The sequence below is a fragment of the Methylomonas sp. AM2-LC genome (assembly GCF_039904985.1).
Classification (GTDB): domain Bacteria; phylum Pseudomonadota; class Gammaproteobacteria; order Methylococcales; family Methylomonadaceae; genus Methylomonas.
Window position 1 is genome coordinate 4,725,587 of sequence record NZ_CP157005.1, and the last position, 12,232, is coordinate 4,737,818.

The 12,232-nt window shown below is 47.9% G+C and carries 9 protein-coding genes; 4 read left to right on the plus strand and 5 right to left on the minus strand.

The genetic code is table 11. The features are described from left to right. Positions 1-54: 54 nt before the first annotated feature. The 5 genes from ABH008_RS21210 to ssb all read right to left on the minus strand — a co-directional run bounded on the left by ABH008_RS21210 (position 55) and on the right by ssb (position 3,593). On the minus strand, positions 55-261 hold the full coding sequence (locus ABH008_RS21210; protein WP_347987597.1) for a hypothetical protein: 207 nt from the start codon (positions 259-261) through the stop codon (positions 55-57). 121 nt (positions 262-382) lie between these two features. Next, entirely contained in the window at positions 383-1,384 is a 1,002-nt protein-coding gene (locus ABH008_RS21215) for a lambda-exonuclease family protein (RefSeq protein WP_347987598.1), read from the minus strand. Next, on the minus strand, positions 1,384-1,716 hold the full coding sequence (locus ABH008_RS21220; protein ID WP_347987599.1) for a hypothetical protein: 333 nt from the start codon (positions 1,714-1,716) through the stop codon (positions 1,384-1,386). Before ABH008_RS21220 ends, ABH008_RS21215 begins: the two co-directional genes overlap by 1 nt. A 138-nt stretch (positions 1,717-1,854) precedes the next feature. Next, on the minus strand, positions 1,855-2,868 hold the full coding sequence (gene bet / locus ABH008_RS21225) for a phage recombination protein Bet (protein WP_347987600.1): 1,014 nt from the start codon (positions 2,866-2,868) through the stop codon (positions 1,855-1,857). Positions 2,869-3,077: 209 nt separating this feature from the next. Beyond that, entirely contained in the window at positions 3,078-3,593 is a 516-nt protein-coding gene (gene ssb / locus ABH008_RS21230) for a single-stranded DNA-binding protein (RefSeq protein WP_347987601.1), read from the minus strand. Between the two features lie 461 nt (positions 3,594-4,054). On the opposite strand from ssb, the gene ABH008_RS21235 reads away from it, so the two are divergent. The 4 genes from ABH008_RS21235 to ABH008_RS21250 all read left to right on the plus strand — a co-directional run bounded on the left by ABH008_RS21235 (position 4,055) and on the right by ABH008_RS21250 (position 12,231). Further along, positions 4,055-4,711, plus strand: a complete 657-nt coding sequence (locus tag ABH008_RS21235; RefSeq protein ID WP_347987602.1) for a hypothetical protein — start codon at positions 4,055-4,057, stop codon at positions 4,709-4,711. A 19-nt stretch (positions 4,712-4,730) separates the two neighbouring features. Next, entirely contained in the window at positions 4,731-4,931 is a 201-nt protein-coding gene (locus ABH008_RS21240; protein ID WP_347987603.1) for a hypothetical protein, read from the plus strand. A 268-nt stretch (positions 4,932-5,199) separates the two neighbouring features. Then, a complete protein-coding gene (locus tag ABH008_RS21245; RefSeq protein WP_347987604.1) occupies positions 5,200-8,367 on the plus strand; it encodes a hypothetical protein in 3,168 nt (1,055 codons plus the stop codon). Positions 8,368-8,370: 3 nt separating this feature from the next. Continuing rightward, the gene (locus ABH008_RS21250; protein WP_347987605.1) at positions 8,371-12,231 is read left to right on the plus strand and encodes a helicase-related protein; all 3,861 of its coding nucleotides are present in this window, start codon (positions 8,371-8,373) and stop codon (positions 12,229-12,231) included. Position 12,232 lies beyond the last annotated feature (1 nt).

The window sequence follows — 12,232 nt, forward strand, 5'->3', positions numbered from 1 at the left end:
ATCCCTGGCAAACCAGGGGGCGAACAGTTTCAGAACAAACTTAAAAACATCAAATCAAGCCACAGACATCAATTTGGATAATTCTGCACGGGCAAGAATTTCCTCGTCCATAAAGCGCAGAATTCGCCGGATGTCCGATTTCAATCCACGATCATGGATTTGGCCAAGCATCTGCTGAACCAGATTTCGTTTATGGTGTAACTCTTCCAAACTGGCGGTTTCCAGCCAGGTAAACAGGATTTTCCAAAAGTCTTTATTCATGGTGAACCTCCTTTGATTGAAAAAAGGATTCACCACGACCCAAGGGGCGGATGAACCCCAGTGGGACTGCAAAACCGGAATTGACGTATCCGGTACACGAATGACTTTCATCTCTCCCTTATCAAAACCAATAATCGACGCCGACAATTTCTTTCAGTACCTCAGGATCGAAGGGCACCTCGGCGCGTTTCCCGTCATCATCACGACAGGTCATGCGTATCCGCTGGGCGGAAGGTTTACGATAGGCTTCCAGCGTTGCTTCCGAACAATCCGGAATTAGCGCCTTGATGGCCGCTTTGTAATCGATCAGGCCTTGCGCCAGATAGCGGTTGACCCGCACGCCTGAATGCTCGGCTGCCAGATAATCGCCCATCATCTCCACCAAGGCTTTTTCGTACTGCGTCTGTTGGAATTGAATGACTTCGATCTGGCCCTTGATGTCTTCAAGCAATTGCTGGTTCTGCCGGTAATTGGCCGCCAGCTTTTGCCAGGCCAGTTCACTCGCGCCTTTGGGTAGGTAAAGATCGCGTTCGGGGTTCTTATCGGGTTCCTTGCGGTTCTTGACATTGGCCCAAAACGTCATGGCGGTTTGAATCAGCGTATTGATGAAAGCTTCATCGCGGCGGATTTCAAACTCCACGTCCTGACCTTCGTGGTAGAAGAATAGAAAGCCACGTTCAGCTTCCGACACCAGCAGTTGCTGTTGCACCTGGTGCCAATAAAGCTTATAGGCATCCGACCATTCCCGGTTCAGCACTACATCCAGAAACGTGGTCTCATGCGGACATTTCACTTCCACGGGCTCGTTCTGCTCGGACAGGCCGTCAAACGATGCCCGCATCAGCGGAAACCGTTCTGACTCGCCGCAAACCGACAATAACAACACATCGTGCTTTTCCTCGAAGCGTTGCAAGGCCAAGGGCTCTTGGCGAATGCCTGCTAGAATCAACGGGTTGTTGTCCAGGTTTTGCTCCAGCACCAGACCGATTTTCTCCGCGTACAAACGCCAGGGCGTTTTATACGGAGAACGGTTCATGATCACCGCTGCTTCACTGGCACTGACGCCTTGTGATCGCCATTGCCGCCACGCATCGGATCGCTGCGAGACATCGATGACTTTCATCACCATTGCCCCTGCAACTGAATGTGACAACCCATGCGGATGGTCGAGACGCCGCGCTCAATGAGCTGACGTTGACAACGCCTGGCCCAGTGATAATCGGTAAACAACAGCAAGGTCTTATCAGCCGAACAGAAACACAGTCCGCCATAGCTTTCCACCAGGGTTTTCAGCTCCGGTTTGGTCAATGGCTGCGGTTCTGTACTGAGCTGACCGGATTTCCAGGTTCGTTCCAGAAAACCACGGCCATGTCGGCGTAACACGGTGGGTGAATCGTAGCGCCGCCAGTCGGTAAAACAAGGCATGCGGTTAAACGATTGATCGATTGCATTCATAACTTCTCCTTATAACAATGAGAGCGTCATGAACATCACCCCAAGGGCGATACATGACGCCCAATGAGGGTGGAAACGAATACCGATCGCTAAAATCTAGCAAGCGCCGGCAGTAAGGTTTAAACAGCAAACATCCAGCTAAGTCCGGGCAGCATTCAGAGTTTCACGCGCCTGATTCAAGGCCTGTTCAGCCGGTGTCAATGGCGGTAAGACTTCACCTTCAATTGGCTGACCATCATTGGCGGATGCTGACTTATGTGCCGCAGAGGCTTTATCCAGTTCCGCAATGGCGAAGGTTAAATCCAGCCCTGAGAACTTGTTATTGGAATAGTCGTAAGCAGCTTGCCAGGCGCCGGCCAACGCAGTGCGTCGCACCAGTTCCGCCACGGCTTTTTGCACTTTAGGACTAATCATCGACAAGTCGATGACACGCGGCGAGTCATTCGTACCGGCTGCGGACTGAGCACCAGGATGATCTGGTTCGGACTCAGTATCGATCCGGGTAGCCTGACCGTTGATTACCGTGGCGTCATTGAGATCGTCTATGCTTTTGCCATCCATCTCTTCGGCTGCATACCCGCATTCTTCCGGAAAAGCCGCTCGTAACGAGGCCGCCTTACCGCACTTGGCCAATTGTCCTTTCGGACGCTTGATCCACATGGCGGTGGGAACTTGCGAGTTTTTACCGCCAGCGGTGCTGTAGGCTTCCATCCAGTACACTTCTTCTGTAAATGCGCAGCGGCGACCGTTAACCAGACGGTAAACGGTGACTGCTACCCATTCTGGAAAAGTGACTGTGACAGATGTTTCCTGCCATTGATCGTTATCATCCTTATAGCGACCGCTAAAAGTATGCGTCTTGTCAGGACCCCATGTCGGTCTATCCATACCCGCCCAAAGCCCGGTACGCGAGGCGGTAGTCTGGATTTCCATGATGGACGGCCAGACGGTTTCCACACTGCGGCCCAAGGCGGCGCTCCACATCGGTACGACATGCACCGGCTTTTTGAAGATATCCAGCTTGCGGGTACGGCAGTAATCCAGCGCCATCATGATGGCTTCCGGGGTTTTGGCGGTTGGAAAAGTGACTTCCGTCAATACTTTCCAGGATTGCTCGGAAACTTCGTAAATCTGCTTGGCCTCAACGGGCATCGGCAGGTTACGGGTTCGGGCCTGGTTGTTTCTGTTTTGATTGCTCATTACGTTCTCCTTATCAATATCAGAGGACGCAATGCCCCGGCCGGGGAGTTACGTCCCCATTGGGTGAAAATACCGAAACAACAAAAGTTGCATGGTTGTAGATCAATGATTACTGCTTAATAACTGATAGATAGCTAGCTAAGAACAGTTTTCTATGCTTTTTAGAACGGAATGTCGTCGTCAAAATCATCATAATTGCCAACAGCATTAGCCGCAGCCGTTGAAACTGGTGGTTTCTGATTTTGAGTTTGCTGATTTGAATTCGACCTACCTGACGCGGAACGGTTTTGCTGTGCTTTTGCGGGATTTTGTTTTCCACCATTGCCAGCGCTATCGTTCTCGTTTGTCCGATCGAGCATTTGCAGTTCTTTACAAATTACTTCGGTGGTATAACGTTTTTCACCGTTTTGCTCCCATTGCTGGGTGCGTAAACTGCCTTCGACGTAAACCTTGCTGCCTTTCTTGAGAAACTCACTAGCGACTTCGGCCAGGCGGCGATAAAACACAACCCGGTGCCATTCTGTGCGTTCCTGAAGTTGGTTTTCTTGGTCTTTCCAGGATTCGCTGGTTGCCAGACGAATAACCGTGACCATTCCTCCCGTAGGCAGATACCGAACATCCGGTGCAGCGCCTAAATTGCCGACCAGAATAACCTTGTTGACTCCACGACTTGCCATAATTGTTACCTCCTCTTCCGTCCGCGCCCGGAGATTGACTTAAAAAATCCAACCGCGCGGCGCTGGATCTAATGCCTGGGAGGTAAACAATTCCCGCTGGGGAATTGGTCTTCCCAGAACAGGATTGAAAAAATTACTTAACACATTCAAATCACATCGGGCTTGACGCACCCGACACGTCGATGAAAATCATCTACGCCGCTTAAAAGCGGAACGCCGACAAAATGTCGGATCAAATCGTCTCGAAAGACGACATGAATTGTTTGGATTTTTGTATGTGTAAACTCCAGCATTGATTGAAAAGAGCGACTAAAACCGATCAGTCGATTGCCAAAGATTAAACATTAAATTATTTGCATTTTTGCTGACGCAGATGCACAGATCAGCCATCTGCGTCAGCAAAAGTATCGAAAATGCGATTTATCATCGGGGAATTACTAAGATGATTTAAAGGAGTAGCCATGGCAGATATCGCACCACCCGAAAAACAGGTTCGACCTGTGATTAGCCGCCCCGTATTTGAACGAACCATCAAAATCAACAGCGAACAAGCGAATCGAGTCATCCGGAAAAGTTACGACCGACTTATCAAATCCTTATATGCCATTGATGTGATCTTGCGTATCGTCGGTGACGAACTAGCCATTGATGAGGTGGAGGGCATAGTTAGCAAGATGATTGGTGATTGCGCCCAACAACTTCAGCAGGAGAAGGCTCGGCTGGATAAGCTGTATACCGAAAATGGTCTGACCGAAACCCCCATCTATACTAATCCGACTGATTTCAAGGCGCAGATTACCTCACCTCAGGTTGCGCAATTCCTGGAGCTCATCAAGTTGCTGGATCAATTGATGATGGTCATGGATACCTTGTGGTTGTGTCAGATCTTGAGTAGCAAACATTGTGCTGAGGCGCACTATCACTGGCAACAGAGGTTGCAGCGCCTGGCAAGCCGTATCGTCACGATAGAACAAAGAGCGCATCGAGCGGCTTATGCTCAGGGGCGTGGTGAAGAGGTGCGATCAGCCAGGGAAGAATCAGGATTGCTAGCTGAGCCGGAGGAATTATCTGAAAGCGACAAAGTGAATTTGGCTGAAGGGGCTAGCGTTGAAAACTGAAAACGAAGGAGCGTGCAATATGTCGAAACAGAAATCAGAAATTAGTGTCACCGTAGAGTTCACCGACCAGGAGGCTTGGGATTTAGCGCAGTTTTTTAAGCGGGTTGGTTTTACAGATTATCGCAGCAACGCTATTGATGATGCTGAAGCCTATCGAATGTTGGCTGCTGGTGAGAAATTCAGAAAAACTTTGGCGATGCATGGCTATCAGCCTCGATAAACTTTGGTGGTATTGCATTTTTTTTCAGTAACCATTTTGTTATAAGTAGGTTAGCAACTTGCCGGCCTTCGCTAGGCGGCTCAATTGACGACATGGCCTAGTTTCATGCCTCAAATTGTTAATCAATTTCCAGATTAAATATTTTTATAACAAAATGTTTCATCTGCTATAAACTCACCGTTATAGAATTGAAATCCCGTTTTCTTTTGTTTGGCATACATTAGAGGGCGATGTGATCTGAAAAGATCAATCTATATGGAGAATGCCAATGTCGCAACTACCTCAACAAGGTGGAGCGTCCGTGCATGCGCGCGGACAAATTCCATCAACAGACCTCGCATCACTAATTAATTTCTTAGTCAGAGCCTTTCCCCCGAAAGGTGACGCTTCCGATCATCCATTCACTTGGCCCGTTCTAAAGTTTGATCCAGTCAAACATCGACTAAGCGTCAACACTTATGGAATACTTAAGCGATTTCTCTCACAAAAAGAATTACTTGAATCGTTTAGACACTCGCCAACTACAGGTTTTTTGCGAGATTTAGTGAGTCCTCCGAAAAGTTTTACCGCAAAGCTTGGGGGGCGAATCTATAGTGACAATATTACGGGGTTATCTCAACAGATCACCAAATTAAAACGTCTCATCGCAGATGATATCGAGAAACTTCGCGTTTCTAAAGATAATCTGTTAGTCAATGATCCTACGTCGGCACTTGAGGCTTTGTCAAAGCTGACCGGAATCAGAGATTTTCTGAAAGAACTTCCAGGACAAATGGTAGCAATGGAATTTGCCAAAACCGACCGCATTGCATCAATTCGTGAAAAGGATGTTGCGCGGGTTTTTTCAGCTCAGGAAGAAATTCAGGCTGAAGATTGGTTGGAGCGTATGGCGACAAGTATTTCAAATGCTCAGTCTTATCGAGACGACGAGTTTGATAGTGTTCAGCAGGAAAAACTGCTTGAAACACTCCGGCAGGACTTTGATAAACAGGATAGCCAAGTCACTCGTTTTTTGAATTTCCTTGAAGACGAAGCATTGTCACGCATTCGGCTGCGAGTCAGTTTTGCGATTATGGAAAGTCTTGCCGTCCAAATATCAAAATCTGAGCAAATCAATGACTGTCGGTTTGTCGATTATGTTCAGCGAGTAAATCAGCTTTTCCAGTATTACGGTGCGCCGGAATCGCCGCACTCATTACATTTCGATTTAACACGCGCTTTTGGTTTAAGTGCGGAGTTTTCCTTTTCCCAAGAACTCATTAAAGCCCTGTTTTATAATTGCCTGCCAGTCTGGTCTGAATGGAATACCCAATTGTTTGAATCGCGTCGGGTCGATCCGCAAACCCGTGGTGTCTCGGTTGTTCGCGAAGTTAGCTACCGATTTAGGGTAAATGGTAAAGATCCGCGAAGTGAGATGGAACCCGCTTTTGATGCACGGCTTAAACGTTTGCGTGACATACTTCTCGGTGAGTCGGGCAATGAATTGTCGCCATATATACTGCGCAGAAGCCTCAGCGAGGTTGTTTTTCTTTGGCTGGTTTTGAATCCGACTATTAATTCATCCGATCTGTTGGCAGAGGCTAAGCAACTGTCGATCCGACTTCATGAACAAGGCCAATCGGGCGTGACTCTGTTATTGGATGATTTGTGCTCCTGGAGCCCTAGCGTCAAGGAACTGAGTAAAACCTTAATCAGCTTGCTACGCACGAAATCCCGTAACATCATTGCCCATGCGCAACGATCAGTTGATGATTTGTACTTGGTTGTTCAGCAAGGCGTCGTTGATTGGTCATCTATAGAGCGCTCCAGAGGTAGGGTCCGCGATCCTTTGATCAAACCTGCCTCAGGTCAACCTGAAAACATTGAGTGGTTCAAGCATATCCAAATTGCCCGCAAACCGGATGAAGTGATTGATCCCTTATTTTCGGTGCGTGTTCGAACTGTGTTAAACGAAAGAACACTGTCCGTAAAGGAAGATGACAATTCTACGGTTCAAATTCATCGGGAACTACCCAGTCAACTCCTAAATATCACCTGGATACCGATACGGGTTGATGAAAAACAAAACCCCATCACTAAGGAATTTCGAGTCAATATTGAGCCTGCGTGGCGTATGCCCGCTGGGATAGATATTTGGTATGATCCAGAACGTTTGAAATATCGCAATCATCCAAAATATCCTGAGGAGGATAGCCGGCAATATCGCGCAGCCGCTGCTTCGGCAATGGCTATTCTGGTTTACGTGGTGCTTCAGGTGGTGAGCGAAAAGCTAGCCATTCAAACCTCAGAAACCTGCCCTGCATTGATGGTACGTTTCCAGCAGCAGGGGAAAAGCGCCGCAAAGGATGAAGGCGATCATTGGGTGTATGCGATTTCACAAGCTGTCGAATCCGCACTGATGCGTGATATTTCCGTGCGTATGCAAGGCTTGGTAGCTGATGGGGTCAATAACCATTACAAAGCTAGGGGGGCAGCTTTTGCATTATCGGCGGCATTTCCTATGATTGTAGCCACGAAACATACGTTACCGGTCAATAAAATTGCCGCGCTAATTTATACGACTCGTCCTTGCGACGATCATCCGGAAACCGATGATACCGATGGATTTATATTCCGGGCAAAAACCTATCTTGCGGAAGCGTTTAATGCAGCATCAACTGGCTATCGATTTGCCGTTGATCGGATGCAAACCCATATCGTTGAAACGCGCGATGCATTCAAAAGCCCTAAACTCATCGTCGAAGAAGTATCAAGGCTGCAAGCACTTGGCTATGAACACATCATACTGGTATCAAATCATTTCGGTAATCGCCGGATTAACCGTTCAGCGCAGCGTCATTCTCCGCATACGCAAACTGCATTTCTAGACGAGGTGGCCACTAAGTTTCCCCATGTCTGCTTATATATGCTGAGAAGAGATGTATTTCCAGCCACCCGTCTGCACACTCGTAGCAAATTGGAATCGGCATTTGAAGCCGTGCGAATTTCCGATCATGATGAATTTGCCATCGACCAGGGCGATGGGGTACTCAAGCAACTTATCCCTGTCTATACCTTTGCAACGCTGGCGATTGTTGGCAATGATGATGCGGCAAGGCCTCAGTCTGGTTTTTGTACTTATTTTTGGGATGCCGATTATCAGGTTAAAAACAGCGAGTGGAGGGAGCGTGTGCGCTCCAATCTGCTGGGTTCAAGCAATGGCATCCGAGAGTGTCTATTAAACGTTCTTAGAGGACTACATTTTCTGGAAGCGGAAAAGCAACCCGAAGGCGGCGTTTTCAAACCCGTGCTGGATCCTTTTGGCTGGGTGCAGCCATCGTCAAACGATGCTGCCGGCGAAATTGAAGTACTGCCCTCCAGCCGGCGTAAAGGCAATGTATTACTGTCATTGCCGGCATTGTTGTCACATGTTACTGATAGCCTCCATAGCGGCTAGGTTATGCTCGATCTAAACCAGCGGCATTCTCTATGGGGACAGGTATTCGAAATTGCTGTCAAAAGAGGGGTATTGACGGCATTGATTGCCAGTGGCGTTCGTGATCAGGATCGCTTAGATTTTACGCATTGGAGGTCATTGGATACTGCTGACATTTATGCGGCTTTAGCCAACGAACTTCAAGAAGTCGATCCCAATCTGAAAATCAGAACCCGTGAAACTGCTCGCCATTTATTCGAGTTGGGCATGGGGCTCGGCCAAACAGCTATGCGTGAATACCTACGCAAATTAAAATCCGGCCCAGAAGACTACAGCATAAAAGCCTTGTGGTGTCCGTTACAGCCACCCCGTTTGCAGAGCGATTTTGATGTTGAAAAAGATGCCGCCTTGCTGGAATTTTCAACAGTCTTTAGCCAAGATCAACGTGTCGATTCTATTTTGGCTGATAAAGGTTTTCCAGTCAGGGCGGATTTTTTGTTATGGTTGGAGCCTTGCTATGAACAGCTCGACAGAGAGTTCCTCTGTCTGGAGTTTTCCCTGAACGGCTTGCCGGAAACTGCCGATTACCGAAAACCTGAGGCACATCTTGAAGAACTGCGGCGTTTTGCCTGGTTCATGGATACCCGAAGCGTTTTCTCAAGGGTATGCGCCGAGGTTTCCGGAGAAGAATTTGTCCTCTCTCCCGATATCAAAAACCACTTGCCGGCATTTACTGGTCGCGATAAACCCTTATACAAATTATGCCAGGCAGCCTCTTATGTCCATACCTCCTTGCGTTGGCTAAAGAGCAAGGGATTTGATGATAAGCCTTGCAAGGCACGAGCGTTATCTATTACTCAAAACGGGTTTGAAAGCTTAAGCGCCCGATTCTTTATTGACCCTGAAAACGATCCGCGGATTTCCCTGATAGACAGTCTTGGTCGAGCCTACCGCAATAGTGAAAAAGTGCCGGACTGCGATGAAGATGCTCTGAACGATCATATTCGCCACGCTTTTGACAAGATTCGAAAAGCCTTACCCAAAGTGATCAGCAAACAGTTTCTCGATATGCGTGAGTTGCCGGAACCTGGTAAAAGCCTAGCCTACAATTTTTCTGAAGAAGTCGAAGGTTTTCTGAATCCCATGGCGACCGTACCATGGTTCGAAGCATTGTCCTGGGTGGATTTAGACTCCGACATAGCATACTTTCTGAAAGCAAATCCGCAAACGGTGATTTCGGAAACACTCGCTGAACGAGTTAGTCACGGCCAGCCAGTGCCATTACGCGATCTACATTCAGCCGCCGTGGTCGCCGGTATGCGGTCATCGGCGTTAGGCCAAATTACCGTACTTGGACTTGAAGGTAATCCAGGTATCGGCAAAACCACGGCAGTCGTCAGTTTCCTCAAGGAATCCAGCGAAGGTTTTTTGTTCCTTTATGTCAGCCCAAGGGTCATTATTAATGACGATGTTACAGAAAACCTGTCGCGGGATAGAATTAGCAAACAGCCTACCGGTATCCTTACCGTCACCACATACTCGAAACTGATTGGCGCCGCCAAGGCTTGGTATGAAAAACAACCACAGGAAGGTTTTACACTAAAACGAGTAGTCGATAGTGCAGTCGTTGCGGATGGCGTTAAAGATTTAAAGCACCCTGATAGTAGTACGCTGATCCTTACGCCTTCTCGGAAGGAAGAGCTTGAACTCACGCATATCGGTTCAAGCCATCGCAAACGTGCAGAAACTGAACGGCAAGATAGAATGGAGGATGTTAAACGACCCGGCGTATTGAAGGTCTTATCCCTGACTACTCGCAATCTGCTGGCAGAAAACCCCTGCATCAATCGAGTTGTGCTGACTGCGGCTATTCAGGGTTATCGAGATCTGGGTGGAGACAAAAGCACTTTGTCGGCTCTGGATAACCTGTTTAAAAATCCTACCAACAATCAGGCCGGCAAACAAGAACGACGGGCGTTCGCACAGCGCATCCAAACCATTGTGGTCATGGTCGATGAATTGACCGGTGATGGCGCAGGTGCTCCATTTATTCATGCTGTCGCTAAATGGCTGGACCAACAATTCATTCGGTCGTTTGAAAGTGAACCATTGTTTCGAGTGATTCTGATTGTTTCTGACGCCTCGCTGGGTAACGAAATCGTCCTTGATCGTTATCTAAATAGCGGCAAGCGCACCCCAGATAAAGTATTGGTTTCTAAAAGTGCTGGGAAAAGGCCGTTTCGTTTGGCAGCCATGCCAGTCAGAATTGGGGGAAAGCGTTTGCCGGTTTTACACATCATGACCAACAGCTACCCGGCAACAAAGTTATCGATAGATTACCGGGTAAGGCTTGATCTGATAAAGCCTGGCGAATTATCCGATGGAAGAACGCAGACTGTTCGGCAAGCCATAGTCGAGCAACAAGGTGAAACGATTATCGGTAATGTCATCCAGGAAATTAAGCGGGCACTAGTTTCCGGCGCCGACCAGGTTATCTTTTTTGCGCAAGACAAAGCTTTTTTACGTTCGGTAGAGACATTGTTAGTTACGAGCGAAGAAGGCGAGCCTCTCTTAAACGCAAAGCAAGTGGCAATCCTGGATTCGAGTGTGACCGCCGCCAAACGCAAGGCCCTAATAGCAGATGATCGCCGAGATACCGTAAAAGTGTTTCTGATGACCTCAAGCGGAGCACGAGGAGTATCTTTTCCTAAAACCGATTGGATCATCGCTTTGCTACCGCGTTTTGGAATTGAAGCGGCGTTAATGGAAGTTGCTCAGTTGATTTATCGCGGTCGAGGTAAAAACTATACTGCGGACGATGGCAGTATCCAAGATGATGGCGATTGGAAAGATCGCCGATTAGTCATGTTACTCCAGGATTTTCTGCCACAGGATGAAATTCCAGAGCTCCGGCAATGGCTCAGGCAGGTCAGCGATCTCTTAACCTATTTGGTCATGCTCAGGGCGACTATTTATACGCGGATTGTCGGTGACGCCGGTCTGGATAAGCAAAATCTTGCCATGGTCCCGGTGGGCGGAATTGGCAGCGAAGAAATGCTGTCGCTGATGAGTACGCATGTCAGGGCGTTTTTAAAGGAGGCAGACGTTTTTTTGAGAGATTATTCTGCTGATGCAAATCGGCGTGGTTTAGTTTTCAATGCCCAGAAAAACACGCAACACTTATTCTCGAAGTTTTCATTGGATGCAACAGCAAGAGCTAAGGATTTTAAAAGTGTTTCTCGGTTGGAGGATATCCAGAAGTTTTCCAGACGTGCCAGTGCAGATAATGCCCCACTATTGATTTCACCGAATGACGATCCTGACTGTTTGCTTCCAGATCATCTCTACTGTATCGGTCCTTTTTGGCTGGAACATTGGGAAAATCTCGAAAAACAAGAACGATTTAATGTCGAAGGCTGGTCAACGGACGTTGGTCATCAAATCGCAAAACTGTTCGGAGAACTGGGTTATATCCATCGAGATGAAACATTACCTTTTAAATTGAGACAACCGGCCGAAGAGCTATTCAGAATACTGGCGCGAGAAAAGGAAGAAGCGACTCGCGAATTTTCAACCATCAAATCACTACAATCTCCATCAACCTGGCTGGTTGTGCCTTTGGATTACCCAAGATTTTGGAAAAAAGATGCTAGCGGCCGGCTACCCTCGCTTGGCGATGACGAACTCGCATGGCGGGATGCGCTTGGCGCCTGCTTGGCAACATCAGCAGAAGTGCTCCCTGTTATTGCCCGTTATGCTGGCATACCTTATGCTGCAGTGATTGGAGAACAAGATCCGGCACGATTGGAATTGATTTTTGATGATAGATACCTTGCCGCTTCGAATGAGCTGAATTTACTGAATACGATCCTATTAGCAGAATGAT